This is a genomic window from Chryseobacterium sp. RU33C, from assembly GCF_900156015.1.
GTDB classification, from domain to species: Bacteria; Bacteroidota; Bacteroidia; order Flavobacteriales; family Weeksellaceae; genus Chryseobacterium; species Chryseobacterium candidae.
In genome coordinates, this window is sequence record NZ_FTMT01000003.1 from 270170 (window position 1) to 284031 (window position 13862).

General features: G+C 31.4%; 17 protein-coding genes. 2 read left to right on the forward strand and 15 right to left on the reverse strand.

Annotation, left to right across the window (positions count from 1 at the left end):
* Nucleotides 1–188: 188 nt before the first annotated feature.
* From BW946_RS04700 to BW946_RS04735, 7 genes are all read right to left on the reverse strand, one after another.
* Nucleotides 189–650 carry a hypothetical protein gene (locus BW946_RS04700; protein WP_076595049.1) on the reverse strand — a complete coding sequence of 154 codons (462 nt, stop codon included), beginning with the start codon at nucleotides 648–650 and terminating at the stop codon, nucleotides 189–191.
* A gap of 43 nt (nucleotides 651–693) precedes the next feature.
* Nucleotides 694–1263 (reverse strand): hypothetical protein, encoded by a 570-nt coding sequence (locus BW946_RS04705; protein WP_076595050.1) that lies wholly within the window; start codon nucleotides 1261–1263, stop codon nucleotides 694–696.
* A 52-nt stretch (nucleotides 1264–1315) separates the two neighbouring features.
* A complete protein-coding gene (locus BW946_RS04710) occupies nucleotides 1316–1765 on the reverse strand; it encodes a hypothetical protein (protein WP_076595051.1) in 450 nt (149 codons plus the stop codon).
* A gap of 19 nt (nucleotides 1766–1784) precedes the next feature.
* Nucleotides 1785–2192, reverse strand: coding sequence for a helix-turn-helix transcriptional regulator (locus BW946_RS04715; RefSeq protein ID WP_076595052.1), 408 nt, complete (start codon nucleotides 2190–2192; stop codon nucleotides 1785–1787).
* Nucleotides 2193–2425: 233 nt separating this feature from the next.
* Complete coding sequence (locus tag BW946_RS04725) at nucleotides 2426–3124, reverse strand: DUF4386 domain-containing protein (RefSeq protein ID WP_076595054.1); 699 nt, start codon at nucleotides 3122–3124, stop codon at nucleotides 2426–2428.
* A 234-nt stretch (nucleotides 3125–3358) separates the two neighbouring features.
* The gene (locus BW946_RS04730; RefSeq protein ID WP_139325964.1) at nucleotides 3359–3772 is read right to left on the reverse strand and encodes a phenolic acid decarboxylase; all 414 of its coding nucleotides are present in this window, start codon (nucleotides 3770–3772) and stop codon (nucleotides 3359–3361) included.
* A gap of 407 nt (nucleotides 3773–4179) precedes the next feature.
* The gene (locus BW946_RS04735) at nucleotides 4180–4704 is read right to left on the reverse strand and encodes a hypothetical protein (RefSeq protein ID WP_076595056.1); all 525 of its coding nucleotides are present in this window, start codon (nucleotides 4702–4704) and stop codon (nucleotides 4180–4182) included.
* A 511-nt stretch (nucleotides 4705–5215) separates the two neighbouring features.
* Here BW946_RS04735 and BW946_RS04740 point away from each other — a divergent pair.
* Nucleotides 5216–5473, forward strand: a complete 258-nt coding sequence (locus tag BW946_RS04740) for a hypothetical protein (protein WP_076595057.1) — start codon at nucleotides 5216–5218, stop codon at nucleotides 5471–5473.
* A 122-nt stretch (nucleotides 5474–5595) separates the two neighbouring features.
* Here the strand turns inward: BW946_RS04740 and BW946_RS04745 are convergent, their stop codons facing one another.
* From BW946_RS04745 to BW946_RS04765, 5 genes are all read right to left on the reverse strand, one after another.
* The gene (locus BW946_RS04745; protein WP_076595058.1) at nucleotides 5596–7542 is read right to left on the reverse strand and encodes a DUF262 domain-containing protein; all 1947 of its coding nucleotides are present in this window, start codon (nucleotides 7540–7542) and stop codon (nucleotides 5596–5598) included.
* A 471-nt stretch (nucleotides 7543–8013) separates the two neighbouring features.
* Nucleotides 8014–8895 (reverse strand): helix-turn-helix domain-containing protein, encoded by an 882-nt coding sequence (locus BW946_RS04750; protein WP_076595059.1) that lies wholly within the window; start codon nucleotides 8893–8895, stop codon nucleotides 8014–8016.
* A gap of 12 nt (nucleotides 8896–8907) precedes the next feature.
* Nucleotides 8908–9090, reverse strand: a complete 183-nt coding sequence (locus BW946_RS04755) for a DUF1348 family protein (protein ID WP_228402457.1) — start codon at nucleotides 9088–9090, stop codon at nucleotides 8908–8910.
* 57 nt (nucleotides 9091–9147) lie between these two features.
* On the reverse strand, nucleotides 9148–9678 hold the full coding sequence (locus BW946_RS04760) for a carboxymuconolactone decarboxylase family protein (RefSeq protein ID WP_076595060.1): 531 nt from the start codon (nucleotides 9676–9678) through the stop codon (nucleotides 9148–9150).
* Between the two features lie 270 nt (nucleotides 9679–9948).
* Nucleotides 9949–10473, reverse strand: a complete 525-nt coding sequence (locus BW946_RS04765) for a hypothetical protein (protein WP_139325965.1) — start codon at nucleotides 10471–10473, stop codon at nucleotides 9949–9951.
* Between the two features lie 519 nt (nucleotides 10474–10992).
* On the opposite strand from BW946_RS04765, the gene BW946_RS04770 reads away from it, so the two are divergent.
* Entirely contained in the window at nucleotides 10993–11226 is a 234-nt protein-coding gene (locus BW946_RS04770) for a helix-turn-helix domain-containing protein (RefSeq protein WP_228402458.1), read from the forward strand.
* A 70-nt stretch (nucleotides 11227–11296) separates the two neighbouring features.
* Here the strand turns inward: BW946_RS04770 and BW946_RS04775 are convergent, their stop codons facing one another.
* The 3 genes from BW946_RS04775 to BW946_RS04785 all read right to left on the reverse strand — a co-directional run bounded on the left by BW946_RS04775 (nucleotide 11297) and on the right by BW946_RS04785 (nucleotide 13617).
* Nucleotides 11297–11794 (reverse strand): DUF4411 family protein, encoded by a 498-nt coding sequence (locus tag BW946_RS04775; protein WP_076595063.1) that lies wholly within the window; start codon nucleotides 11792–11794, stop codon nucleotides 11297–11299.
* Complete coding sequence (locus tag BW946_RS04780; protein ID WP_076595064.1) at nucleotides 11794–12927, reverse strand: ImmA/IrrE family metallo-endopeptidase; 1134 nt, start codon at nucleotides 12925–12927, stop codon at nucleotides 11794–11796. The genes BW946_RS04775 and BW946_RS04780 overlap by 1 nt, the downstream gene beginning before the upstream one ends.
* 360 nt (nucleotides 12928–13287) lie before the next feature.
* Nucleotides 13288–13617 carry a hypothetical protein gene (locus tag BW946_RS04785; protein WP_139325966.1) on the reverse strand — a complete coding sequence of 110 codons (330 nt, stop codon included), beginning with the start codon at nucleotides 13615–13617 and terminating at the stop codon, nucleotides 13288–13290.
* Between the last annotated feature and the right edge of the window lie 245 nt (nucleotides 13618–13862).

Genomic DNA, 13862 nt, shown 5'->3' on the forward strand with positions numbered 1-13862 from the left:
TCTGAATTACGTAATTATTATTTTACCTTTTTCAAGTCCATTTCCGAATATAATCTATACTGTATATTTCCTGTACTTTCATACACTTTGTCATATAATACCTTTGCCTCTTTGTATTTTCCCAATTCATCATAAAGAGCACCTAACATATAAGCAGCTTCTACTTGATCAGTTTCATTTTTTAAAATTTATTTATACATCCTTTCAGCCTGTTCATTTTCATTATGGGCAAAATACCAGTTGGCTATTTCCCAATAATCAGCTAAGAGCTTTGTTTCAGTAAATTTATTTTTTAGAGAATCGATACTTATTTCTTTGTAATCATTTCTAAACTTGTCCATTCCTGTTTTCTTTAAATCAGCCATATGAATATAGAAAGGATCACAATTATTTATTAATCTGATCATAAGGTCTTTCATGAAATCATTTCTGTTTTTGTTAGCTGTGCTGTTATGGAAGTTTTCAAAATCTTTCTGAAGTTTTGACATTACTTCATAGGAACAAGTTTTAAATGTTTCATCAGTATAATTTGTTTTACCAGATAAACAAGTGCAAAATTCCTTTTCAAATTTTTGTAAAAAATCCTGAGCTTTAATGTGAAAAGAAATTGAAACAGAGAACAATATTCCCAATAGTAATTTTTTTTTCATGTATAGCTATTTTATTAATGTTTTTCTGTTCATAACAATATTCTTAATCACAATAAATTGCCAAACATATTTGATCAAATCCACCTTTTCCTCTGAAACGAAATAAGTAGGCGTTCAAATTTTTACTTTGCCATTTTACATCATCCCTTACCGTTTCTTCTTTAGATTTTTCTAAATCTTCATATATTTCAAGGGATGGTTTTCCAAGATTTTCAGTTATATATTTTTTTATTTCGTGGAATTTTTCGTTAAACATTTCATTCGAAGTTTCAATTTTTTCATTTTCATTCCATTCATAAGACTTGAATTTGACTTGCTTATCTTTGGTGAAAAAATAATCTACTTTAAGAATGAAGTTGTTTTCGTTTCGTTGATATGATCTGGGAATTTCAAACTTATATTTTTGAAAAGCGGGATAAATATCTTCTCCAATTCCCCAAAAATATCCAAGAGTAATATCTTTTGATTCTTTATCAACTTCTTCATTTTTAATTTCATTAAAGCTTTTAAAGGAAAGATCAATTTCATTTCTAGCAGGAACATTGCCATATTTATTTAGTGAGCAGCTATAAGAAATTAGAATCATAAGAAGAAAGAGAATTCTTGATTTCATTAATATGTTGTTGCGATTATATAGGTGAAAAAAGGTATTGAAGTATCGAATTTTATTTAGTATAATCCCCTGCAACAATAGATTTTTCCATGGTACTTATAATCTCAGAAACTTGAATGGTAAATATCCCGGCATTTCCATTATCAAACTCTTTTTTCCAGTAAGAATATCCATCCATTTCAAGGGAGTCAGGGTTTTTGTAAGTCTCCTTTTTCAGACTGGTGACACTTTTGTTCAAAGCTTCTTCCGATATGGGAAGATGGCTGAGGTTTTCTGCATACCCTGTAGGGCTGGCAGGATTTTTCATCTTCAAACCACTGATGGAAATATGGATCACTTTTCCGGTTTCAGGATATTCTTCAATCTTTAAAATTTTAAGGGTGGAGCTTTTTTCTGTGGGACGCGTTTTGTAATTCCATTCCTGGCCGACACTGTATTTGTCTTTTTTTGCACAACTGAAGGATAGCAAAAGTAGTACTGCTATGAAAGTATAGAGTTTCATAAAGGGTGGTTTTTGTTTTTTATTTCTGTATCAGCTGCTCCAGCCTGGTCATCATCTCATCTTTTTCTTTCAGCATTCTTTCGTAGAGCGCAATTTTTTCTTCGTGTACTTTAATCAATTGATCTACAGGGTTAAGTGTAGAATTATAGAAAATAGAAGCTGGTTGCTGACAATTATCGAAAGTGTTAGAAATAATATTAATTGCCTGCTCTTCATCAAAATTCTGAAAAGCTTCCACCGGAATTTTCAACACTTCGGAAATCTTTTGCAACAAAAGATCTTCAATAGTTTCTTTCTGCTCCAAAAGCGAAATCTTCTTCTGGTTCCAGTCTTCACCAAGATCAAAAGCCAAAGCCTCCTGCTTGATGCCCAGCATCTCCCGAAAACGTTTGATATTTCTCCCCTGATGTATTTTTTTGTTTTGCATATTTGTGTACGTTATAGAAACAAATATAGGTAAAAGTTGGGGTATAGAAAATGGGAGAGTGGGGTATTTTAGATGGGAAGATTATAAAAATACGAAGTCAGGAGACTTCGTATTACTTATTTTATTGTGGAAATCAGGGAAACTTACAAAATGTCTTCAAAAGTATTGTTTCGGGTTTCAAGCCCTTCTCATTTTTGGTATAATGGTTCAGGCATTTTCAAATATATTGATTTTCATCTTTTGTTTTCTAGTTTTGATATGTCGATACCTTTTATGAGTAACCACAAACAAAGAGATAGTTCTCCAAAAAAAATCGGAATTGCAAGGTAAATGAACAAAGGATTTACAAATCCTTTTGACAGAAACATTGTGAAATTATTGATCAAGTAGCATATTCCTGCTATTGCATAAGCTAATCCAATAATTTTTGGGATGGCATTTGTTTTAAAAATTACATATCCAATTAATATACAGTAAAATCCAAAAAATACTAAACCAATTCCATAACCTTGTGCCTGAATATTTAAGGACAAAAGAGCAAGTGTTGCGAGTTGGTTTTGCTGAAAAGTATTCAAGTAAGTGTCATTGCTTAATAGCAATAATGGTGTGATTTGATTTAATAGATTGACTGCAATAATTGCCGTTTGAATAATAACCAATGCTAAAGCGATTTGCAGTATAATTTTATTTGATTTTTTAAAAAAATGATAAATTATCAATATTGTGGGTATACCCACTACAAAATTGATTAGGTCAGCCACAAACCCCCACCGAAAAAGCATTTCATTAGTCTGAATATTGTGAGCCGTTGTTAATGCATCGTTTGACACCCTTAATGCCTGTCTTACGAAAACTTCTGAAAATAGCCCTGTAGCTATTACAATTAAGTAGCAAAAGCCTGCAGTTCTGGCTAAATTTTTATTTGAGATCATTTTGTGGAGAATGTAAATTTGTGATTGTTATTTTTTATAATTTTCAGTTAAATTTATTTTTCGTTATATTGAGTTGGAGGTTGCTTTCCTGACTGGCTTAACGGTTTGGGCTTTGCGCTCGGGTGGGAAATCAAAGTACAATAGCTGATATGATTACTAAAGTTCAATTGAAAAACTGCCGTTGAGTTTTGCATTTCAGTCCGCCTGACACAAAACTCTTTTTATATGCAGGCTTTATTTGACTTCCTTAAATTTACCGGGATTAACAAAAACAGAATTATCTTGTCTTGCGTGAGTTGTCAAATTATTTGTGTTAAAGTCCATTATATTACAATATCCCAATCCACTTTTTTCAACCCAGGAAACAAAAAGCACATTTTCATTTATTTGAGTAGAAATATACTTGTCAGTTTCTTCTCTTGCTCCCGGAAATTCTCCTTTTACTAATTTCCAGTTAACTGTAGAATCCGATTCAAATTTTATATGATACACATATTTGTCTGAGTAATTGAATTCGTATGTTTTGCCAATTATGTCTTTTAATTCTGTTTTATTTAATACTTGCTTCTCCATTTTAGATTGTTTCTTTTCATCACAAGAAGTTAAGAAAATTGAAATTGTCAGTAAAAAAAATAATATTTGTTTCATAGTTTCGATATTTAAGGATTTTTCGGTTTAAGCTTGCATACAACATCCAAATTTCACATTGCCAATATACAATATATATGATTGCGCTAATGTTGTTTTGATTGGGTAATCATTAAATTAAAATTTAAATATACTATTTCCTTACAGAAAACTATAATCCAAATAAAAAACCGCTCCACAAAAAGTAGAACGGTTAGTATATTAATCTGTCTCGGTCGCTGACCGTTACATGATTCCTGGCATTCCGCCACCCATAGGTATAGCTGGTTTGTCTTTTTTCACTTCAGTGATCACACATTCAGTTAAAAGCATTCTGTGTACAGAATCTGCATATTGTAAGAAGTTGAGTTTAAATCAGATCTGATCCGAATACAGTCAAAACCATTTTCAGTTTAATTTTTAAAGCTTTACTGCTTTCCTCTTCTTTCAAGAATAAGGTATGCTGCATCCAGCATTTTGGTCAGATGGAGGTACGGACTGATGATATTCCTTTCCGGCAGGTTGTGGTAAACCCTGAGGCAGAAATAAACCATCCCGGACAAAAAATAATTAAATTCCTGTACGCTGTATTCCCTGAATGCTTTTTTAAAGACCAGCAGAGGATTTTGGTATTCTTTCTCAGACAGTAAGCCAAGAAAAGGAGGATAGACCTCTTCAACATGAATATTGAAGGTCTGTTTCTTTTCCTTCAGTGCCATGAGATAGCCTGCCTGTACAAACGACTGCATACACTGGTGAAAGTGATAGATAACGGACGGATCTTCTTTGATAATGCTATTTCTTTTTATGGCATGATTCATAATGCTGTTGAGTTTCTTTTTGGAGGTTTCCAGATCATTGAACCGGAAGAAGGTCTCCATCCGCTGTAAGCCGCCATGTTTTTTTCTGTTTTTCCCGGGCTGGGGTTGAATATCTGCTTTGGTTTTTGTCATGTTTTTGTGTTTTTTTTACTGGTTGTAAAGGAGGAAGCCCCGGCAATGCCTGAACTTCCTGCCCATACGAACCAAGGGTAATATGATAGAATTTGTGTTTTTCTGAAAGCCCGAAAGCCGCAATGGATTTTACACCCCATTGTACCGTATCATGATACTTTATGTGGCAAAGCAGGCTTAGAAAAAAATGATTGTAGAAAAGCAGAACAGCATGAAAATAAAAACGGCATGAGACTCTACAATATCCGACTTGAGGTACTGGTATACCATGCAACAGATAAGAGAGCTCACGCCTAGGTCGTGAGCTTCTTGCTTATCTTCTCGTTGCTTTTAAATTACCAGTTTTCAAGTCGAGATTCTAAGCAATAGCTTCTAATATTCTTTGAAGTATCGCAAAATTACATCTTCAAATGTAATCTATAGACAAATATAATAAAAATATCTTCATATTACCGAATTCGGTAATGGAAATTTATACTAATAATTCCAATTTGCACCAAACAGTGCGATTATGAACGAGTTTAAGACTGATGAAATCAAAAAAATGGTCTCAGAAAAAATAAAAGAAATAAAAGGAGAAACTCCATATTCTAAGGTTTCTGAGAGATGCAATGTCACTGCTGCAAGAATCAGTGATGTTGCTAATAACAAGATCGATTGTCAACTCAGTACTTTTATTGAAATTGCAACTGGACTAAGAATACATCCTAAGGAATTATTTGATATTATTTTTGATTTTGAAGAGTATTATTCTGAATTAGATAAATAAACCAAGCTCCGAAGTCTGAAGACTTCGGAGCTTGGTTTAAAGTAGTATTTATATTTGCTGAATAAAAATCATTAGACTTCGCGTAGCTGTGAAAGAGTTCAATAATAATAGTTAAATTAAATTTAAATTAAAAAGTTAAGATTTAAAATTGTAGTTCTATTTTCATCATTATTAAAATTTAGATCCCATCTTTTTTCCATAAATTTTAATAATATGAGTCCTCTTTTTAAAATATCTTCTGGAGTCCAATCTTTATTTTTTGATACTTCAATTTCAGAATAGCTACCAAATCTAAACCCTATATAATTGTCTCCATTTTCTATTTTGTCTTTAAAACATCTATTTTGAAGACTTGAGTTTTTAGGTCTTGACAAAGGGAGTAAATTTCCTAGAGAATTATTTAGAATTTTTCTTTGACTTAATGGATATGAATTAAATTTTTCTTTCCAACATTCAGATCGAGGTGTTTGAGGATAAATATGTTCTATAGTAATAAAGTCTTCTAAATCTTTTCTATAAGTATTCCAATCGATTTTTTGAGAACTATTTTTTGTTTTAGATTTAAGAAAGTCTTCATATTCATATAAAAAATACTTTATACCTTGCCACTCATAAAAGCCACCATTACTCCTAAAGTTTTCAGAAACTCTGTTTATAAAGTCTGGTTTACTTAAGATAAATGATATTCTTTCGTCTAAAAAATTACTTACCTCATTTAATGACATTTCTCCTTTTAATAGTTTAATTCCTATAATTGAAAAATTAATAGGACCTATAAAAGCTCTATAACTTATTATGCTAACAATAAAAAGAAACTTTTCTAATTTTTGAAGTATTTGAAGTTTGATTCTTTCTCCAGGTTTACTAAGATAAAGAGAGAGTAAAAAATTAGATGTATTTCTCGTGTTTCCAACTAATCTATTTATCCTTTCTAAGGCTAATTTTTCTTTATCATTAAAATCATTTGATAATGAAGGATTAAATATATAGAACCAAATTTTCACAGAATCCTGTAAACTTTCGACATATTTTTTAATATTTTGAGTATCTAGATTTTTGTCTATAATAACGTTCTTTAAAGTAAACTTTTTATCAAGTAAGTAATATTCTAAAGAATCAGGTGTAAAATAACCTCTTCTAAATTTAAAATTATCTTCTTCTTCTAATGAAGGGTATATTTCATTACCATAAAATACTGTACAATGACTATGTAAAAAATTATCATCGTATAAAGGATTATCTTTATTTAATCCTAAATAATGATAAACCCCTCTCCAGCCGTCATTAATAATTTTTCTTAACTTGTTTTTTTCATGTTCTGAAGTTTCTAATTTTGTTGAAAGGTAAATTAATCTATTTTTTAGTAGTTCAAGATTAGATAATGGTTTCCCCCTATTGTTCATTGTTTCAAATGCAATAAAAACATCAATATCGCTTGAAATTGAATAAATATTGAATAATAAGTTTTGGGTTACTTTTTTATAAATAATTTCAATATCAGTTATTTCTAATTCTTGTAACTTATCATGAAAATATTTTTTAGCAAAATCTAGATTATGAGTATATATGGTTACTTCATTATTATAACCACTGGTTGAAGTTTCATTAAAAATATTTGTTTTCAAAAATTCATATGACGGATTATCTTTTTCATACCCGAAGATGTATGAACGAGAGATTAAGCCATCTTTACTTTCGAAAATAAATTTTTTCTTGATCTCATCGGCTGTTGAATAATTTAATTTTTTTCCTTCTTTAATGAATTCAGTTATTGCTTGTATTAAGATAATAGTTGTTGTTAGCCTCTGTTGTCCATCAACAATATAAAATGGCTCATAGTTTTTTGATTCGATAATCCACAAATCATCTTCCCATGTATTAAAAATACTTTCAGGAACTTTTTCTAAAGTTAAAACACCCACATAATGATTATTATTCTCAATTAATTCAATATCTGTCCAAAAATCTTTTAGTTGTTTTTCTGTCCATGCATATCCGCGTTGATAATCTGGTATTCTAAAAATTTTTTCAGTAAAAATTTTTGAAATTGATTGAAGTTGATTGTCCATTAATTTGGTTTAGTTTTGATTATAGATTAGATCTAGTGATATAATTTTTTAATATAAAATTTTCTTGGAGATAAATATAAGATTTAAATCAATCGTTTTTGTAAGTTTTATATATACAATGCGGAAGTTATAAATACTTTATGCTAATTTAAGAAATTGTAACAGAGATTCCTTACGGAAAACCATAATCCACAAAAAAACCGCCCTACAAAGCAGAACGGTTTATATATTAATTTGTCTCGGTCGCTGACCGTTATATCATTCCTTACATTCAACCACCCATTGGCATAGTTGGTTCGTCTTTTTTCACTTCAGTGATCACACATTCCGTTGTTAAAAGTATTCCGGATACGAGTAAGTTTTTGAAGGTTTAGAAATTCATCCTCAGGAATTGTTCGGCTTCATACAGTTGAGAAACTCTGACGAGAGTTAGGCTTTATATTTATTAACCTATCAGATAAAGAGGTTGTGTTACTCCATTGCTCTTCCAAAGCCAACCGTATTTCTGTACGCTTGCGGTGAAATATCGGTATTGTTTTTAAAAAATCTGCTAAAATAGTATTCATCTGCATAGCCCAGCTCATACGCAATTTCTTTAACCGCTTTGTTTGTTAAATACAGTTCTCTTTTGGCTTCTATAATTATTCTCTCGGAAATTAAATCAGTGAGTGTTTTATTAAAATGGGTCTTAGTAATTTTAGCTAATACTTTAGTTGATATATTCAGCAAGTCTGCATAATCACTAGCCGAATGCTTGGTTTTAAAATGGATTTCGATATAATTTTTAAGATTTTGAAGGATAAAAGGTTCTTTGTATTCTTTAGGATTCATTTGGATTTCGGTTTGTTGTTCAGCTTTTAGCCTGGATGCAGTAATTAGAAATATTTTTAAATAAGAAACCAATAATTCATATTGAGCCAATGCAGGGTTTTGCATTTCAGCTGTTATCTGCTCCAGCAACATGTTAAAGGTATTGTTTGCATTTTCATCAACATCTACCAATGGCGGATTGTATATATTATTAAACAATACACCATTACAGGCTACCTCTTGCTGATGCTTGTGAATGCAAAAAAAATCGGGATGAAAATTTATTACAACGCCTTGTATGTGCTCATCGGTTTGAAACATAAAAGGTTGGTATGGCGAAAATGCAAACAAAGTACTTGGTCTGAAATCGTATTCCGAAAAATCAGATTTTGCAATTCCTTTCCCATTTTTTATCCAAATCAATGAGTAATAATTAAGTCGCTGAATATGGTCGAAATGGCTGCTGCCGTTCAACGAAAAAACTTTAAATGCTAAGTTTCCCGTTTGCGGATTAATCAAAGTATAGGTATCTGAACTCATCATATATAGGTAAGATTACTTTGGTTTTCTGTCTTTTTCATCAATAGCCGATTTTCTTTCCCGGCCATTTATAGGGTAAGCCTTGGATATTCTTTCCGGGTCTTGGATATTCCATGCATTTTCTGCCAATTGTACTTTTTGAAGAGCTGTTTCTGGGGTACAAGGTGATAATGGCAGGTGTTGTTTTATATTTTCCATCCTGTTTGTTTAAAATTTGCGAACCGGCTTTACAGCTAGTTCGCAAATGTATTCATTTTAAATTGTTGGAGCTAAAGGAAAATCTACAGGAACTTTGGTAAGATTGTGCAAATAGTTCATAGCTGTTTTATCGCTTACCTGTAGGATTAGGTCAACTAAATTTTCTTTGGTATATCCCGCTGAAAAAAAAGCATCTACATTTTTTTCGCTTGCGTTACCTCTGTTCTCCGTAATATCGGCAGCTAATGCAACCAATGCATTCAGCTTGCTGTCAGAGGATTTGCCGTGTCTGATTTCAGCTAATTGTTCCTCATTAAACCCATTCATTTTGCCTAATACTAAATGAGCACTTTGGCAGTATATGCAGCCATTTATTTGGCTTACAATTAAATTTACGGCTTCTTTTTCTTTGTTTGAAAGTGATGTCCTTGCATTTTGATAGGTCAAAAATCTTTCCAAACCATTTTTGGAATAAGCAATAGTGGCATACAGATTGGGTACAAAACCTAAAGCTTTATTCAGATTGTCAAAAATTGCTTGATTAGCCGGGGCTACTTCTTCTCTTGTTGGAACTGTGAATACTGTCATCTTTTTATTTTTTTAAATTATTGTCGTTATTGACAATACAAAGGTGCAACTCCTTAGGTGCTTATAAAATGGACAGACAACGCAATTAGATGGACAATTTTTTTAGTATGGTGTTTATCTTGTATGCTTTCATAGAATGATACATAATATCCAAATTTACCCGCGGCACTAATATACAATAGTGCTATTTAAAATAACAAACGAAGTTGAGTTTAAATCAGATCTGATCCGAATACCGTCAAAACCCTTTTCAATTTAATTTTTAAAGCTTTACTGTTTTCCTCTTCTTTCAAGAATAAGGTACGCTGCATCCAGCATTTTCGTCAGATGGAGGTACGGACTGATGATATTCCTTTCCGGCAGGTTGTGGTAAACCCTGAGGGAGAAATAAACCATCCCGGACAAAAAATAATTAAATTCCTGTACGCTGTATTCTCTGAATGCTTTTTTAAAGACCAGCAGAGGATTTTGGTATTCTTTCTCAGACAGCAAGCCAAGAATTGGCGGGGAGACCTCTTCAACATGAGTATTGAAGGACTGTTTCTTTTCCTTCAGTGCCATGAGATAGCCTGCCTGTACAAACGACTGCATACACTGGTGAAAATGATAGATAACGGACGGATCTTCTTTGATACTGCTATTTCTTTTTATGGCATGATTCATAATACTGTTGAGTTTCTTTTTGGAGGTTTCCAGATCATTGAACCGGAAGAAGGTCTCCATCCGCTGTAAGCCGCCGTGCTTTTTTCGGCTTTTCCCGGGCTGGGGTTGAATATCTGCTTTGGTTTTTTTCATGTTTTTGTGTTTTTTACTTGTTGTAAAGGAGGAAGTCCCGACAAAGCGTGAACTTCCTGCCCATACAAACAAAGGGTAAATATGATAGAATTTGTGTTTTTTTAAAAGCCCTAAAGCCGCAATGGATTGTACACTCCATTGTACCATATCATGATACTTTATGTTGAAAAGCAGGCTTAGAAAAAGATGATTGTAGAAAAACAAAACGGTATAAAAATAAAAACGGCATGGGACTCTACAATATCCGCTTTTGAGGCACTGGTATACCATTGGAACAGATAAGGAGAGCCCACGCCTAGGTCGTGAGCTTCCTGCTTATCGTCTTGTTCCTATTAAAAATTACCAGTTTTCAAAAGCAAGATTCTAAGCAATAGCTTCTATATTTTTGTTTGAAGTATCGCAAAGCTACATTTATTGTAGCTTATAGTACAAATATAATATAATTTTTGAATTGTAGGTTAATTCAACTACATTTTTTTATTGTAAACTTTCCAAATTGCTTTAATAATGGTATTTACAATGGATAAAATTGAATTTCGAATAGCTTTTGGTAAAAGAGTTGAAAAATTTAGGAAGAAGATGGGATTAAGCTATCGTGAGTTAGCTCAAAAATGTGATGTAGACCATAGTAATATCAGCAAAATTGAAAAAGGAGAAGTTGATTTGAGAATTTCAACAATACAGGAATTAGCTAAAGGCTTAGAAGTTCACCCTCAAGAATTGTTTGATTTTAAAATTGATGAGAAAACCTGACGAGAGTTGGGATTTGTTTTTATTAACCTATCAGATAGAAAGGTATTGCCGAAATGACGGTAGTATTATTTTAAAAGGTTTCACCTATTTCTCTAAACATTTCAATAGGTGATAGGTACCTTACTCCAAAATGAATACAAGGCTCAGGGATTTTTATTCTATTTTTTCTTTGTGGTTGACTAATTTCATGAGTCACTATTGTTAAACTATGCTTTTTAGCATATGCGATTAACCAAGGGTCAGCTAAATCTGTGGCTAAAAATTCATCTTTGGCTGATTGTAGAAAATGAGTACTTGAATGTGTCCAAATTGCGATTTGTGCATAAATATCTACACAAGAAGTAGAATCTGCAAAGAAACTATTATCTAACTCATTTTCACACCAAACAGATAGTTGATCTGGATTATTTGTTTCACAAAGTTCTTTTTTTACCTTATCAATGCTGATAATTATTCCATTATTAGATAATTCTAATATTTTATTCCAAAAACTAGGCACTACGTCGAATGGATAATACATTCGATGTGCTTGGATAAATATATTACTATCTAATAAATATTTTGCCACTAATATAAATATTCGTTAATAAATTTATTATAGGTTTCACCTTTCATATTTGTCAGTTTATATGCATCACGATATAAAAGCTTATTCTCTTTCACAGCATTGTTTACAAAAGCTGCAAAACGCAAACTAATTCTCTTTTTTGTAGTTGCGTAAAAATCACCACCAGAACTTTGTCTGTCTTTTCTTTCTTTAATTTCATTCATATATTCATTGTAAAATTGAATGAACTGATGAAACTTAATTAATTTTAAATCTAAAGCACGACGACCAATTACTATTGGACTGACTTTAAAGATTCTACTTAAATATATAAAATTCTGGCTGGTTTTCCATTTCTTTATAAAATATATTTCAGGAACCAAAAGTTCTGCTGCAACTTTATCACAAAGTAGTTCTAATGGATCATTTGCAGGTAATAAATTAGCATTATCAAAACCTGCGCTTTCACCAAGCCATACATGAGCTAACTCATGTATTATTGTAAACATTTGTGCTGCTTTTGCATCTGCAGAATTTATAAATAAAAAAGGAGCTTTTTTGTTTACTAACACAAATCCTCGACACTCATTAACATCAATAACTCGATGAGTGTTATTTCCAACAATACCATTATAAGTTACAATAATGCCAGCCTCTTCAATCTTAATAGTTAAATATTCAAGAGCTTCTTCCCATTTATTATGTTTGCTTGCCCAATCAAGTTCAAGTTTAAGTACATTTCTAATGTTATTAACAATATCTATATATTTATCTTTAATACTAAATTTTCCAACAAAATCTAATTCTGGAAAGTTTAATTCTTCCAAATATTCAGTAAGCCAATTTTGTCTATCTTGTACTATTTGAACTGTATGAAAAACGTTAAGACTAACTTTATTAGTAGTAGTTTTTCCAGTTCTAAAAAACGGTAATGGAATAGTTTCGTTGGGCGGTTGTGGTAAAAACATATATCCAAAAGGGACATGAACTTTGTGGGTGAAATTTTCTAGTTGCTTTACAGTAGGGAATTTTTCGCCTTTAATCCAGCTTTCAACATTTGGATTTTGAGCATAGAATTCTTCTAGACTATTACCATTTCTAATAATAGCCCATTCAATTAATTCTTTGTTTATATTTTCTACTCTAGTGCTCACGGTACAAATTTAAACATTTTATGAACCCAATTTAATTTTTACACGCTCAATTTAATATTACTGCTAACATCCAAATTTACGCATTACGCCAATATACAATATATATAATTGCGCTAATGTTGTTTTGATTTGTTAATCATTAAATTACAATCTAAATATAACTATTTCCTTACAGAAAACCATAACTTCAACAAAAACCGCCCTAAAAAAGCAGAACGGTTAGTATATTAATTTGTCTTAGCTTACGCTACTACATCATTCCTGGCATTCCACCACCCATTGGCATAGCTGGTTCGTCTTTTTTTACTTCAGTGATGACATATTCAATAGTAAGAAGCATACATGATATTGGATGATTTTTTATGTATTTGTAAAAAGTTTTTTAATCTTCTCAATCACAGTTTGTAAAGGGGTTAATTCAAATCCAATATGCTCACAATTTAAAGATTTTAAAAATTCAGGTAAATTGGAATATATGTTTACTTTTAATGTTGCGATTTTTCTATTTTGATCGTCAAATAGACTTATAAATTCATTTCCATCATCATCAACTCCATGTTTATATCCGAGAATATCCTTTAAATGAATCGTTTTTTTTATAAATAAGAAGTTATAATAAATTAGATTTCCGCGTTGAATCTTGGCTCGTATCAATTCATAATAATTCTTTTTTCCTACTAGGTAAATCATAAATAGAAAGATTAGAATAAAGTAACAGAACCATAAATAATGACCTTTTGAAATCATATTTTGATATGCTCCTTCAGTAAAAATAAATGGCAAAGGGAGTGAAAGAAAAAAGAGAACAATTCTAAAAAGAACGATGAAATAGTTTTTTATGACACTATCCCACGAAGTGTGTAAGTTAAAAAGTTAGGGCTTGGATTTTATAATCTGAGCCTTTGTTCAAAAATAAGCATAAATTGGTTGAGAAC

What these genes read in the sequence shown, in the direction of transcription:
- BW946_RS04730 (WP_139325964.1), bottom strand. Translation starts at nt 3,772, where the DNA reads ATGAAACAAATATTATTTTTTTTACTGACAATTTCAATTTTCTTAACT.
- BW946_RS04765 (WP_139325965.1), bottom strand. Translation starts at nt 10,473, where the DNA reads ATGAAAAAAACCAAAGCAGATATTCAACCCCAGCCCGGGAAAAGCCGA.
- BW946_RS04725 (WP_076595054.1), bottom strand. Translation starts at nt 3,124, where the DNA reads ATGATCTCAAATAAAAATTTAGCCAGAACTGCAGGCTTTTGCTACTTA.
- BW946_RS04785 (WP_139325966.1), bottom strand. Translation starts at nt 13,617, where the DNA reads ATGATTTACCTAGTAGGAAAAAAGAATTATTATGAATTGATACGAGCC.
- BW946_RS04705 (WP_076595050.1), bottom strand. Translation starts at nt 1,263, where the DNA reads ATGAAATCAAGAATTCTCTTTCTTCTTATGATTCTAATTTCTTATAGC.
- BW946_RS04760 (WP_076595060.1), bottom strand. Translation starts at nt 9,678, where the DNA reads ATGACAGTATTCACAGTTCCAACAAGAGAAGAAGTAGCCCCGGCTAAT.
- BW946_RS04745 (WP_076595058.1), bottom strand. Translation starts at nt 7,542, where the DNA reads ATGGACAATCAACTTCAATCAATTTCAAAAATTTTTACTGAAAAAATT.
- BW946_RS04735 (WP_076595056.1), bottom strand. Translation starts at nt 4,704, where the DNA reads ATGACAAAAACCAAAGCAGATATTCAACCCCAGCCCGGGAAAAACAGA.
- BW946_RS04770 (WP_228402458.1), top strand. Translation starts at nt 10,993, where the DNA reads ATGGATAAAATTGAATTTCGAATAGCTTTTGGTAAAAGAGTTGAAAAA.
- BW946_RS04740 (WP_076595057.1), top strand. Translation starts at nt 5,216, where the DNA reads ATGAACGAGTTTAAGACTGATGAAATCAAAAAAATGGTCTCAGAAAAA.
- BW946_RS04710 (WP_076595051.1), bottom strand. Translation starts at nt 1,765, where the DNA reads ATGAAACTCTATACTTTCATAGCAGTACTACTTTTGCTATCCTTCAGT.
- BW946_RS04755 (WP_228402457.1), bottom strand. Translation starts at nt 9,090, where the DNA reads ATGGAAAATATAAAACAACACCTGCCATTATCACCTTGTACCCCAGAA.
- BW946_RS04715 (WP_076595052.1), bottom strand. Translation starts at nt 2,192, where the DNA reads ATGCAAAACAAAAAAATACATCAGGGGAGAAATATCAAACGTTTTCGG.
- BW946_RS04700 (WP_076595049.1), bottom strand. Translation starts at nt 650, where the DNA reads ATGAAAAAAAAATTACTATTGGGAATATTGTTCTCTGTTTCAATTTCT.
- BW946_RS04750 (WP_076595059.1), bottom strand. Translation starts at nt 8,895, where the DNA reads ATGATGAGTTCAGATACCTATACTTTGATTAATCCGCAAACGGGAAAC.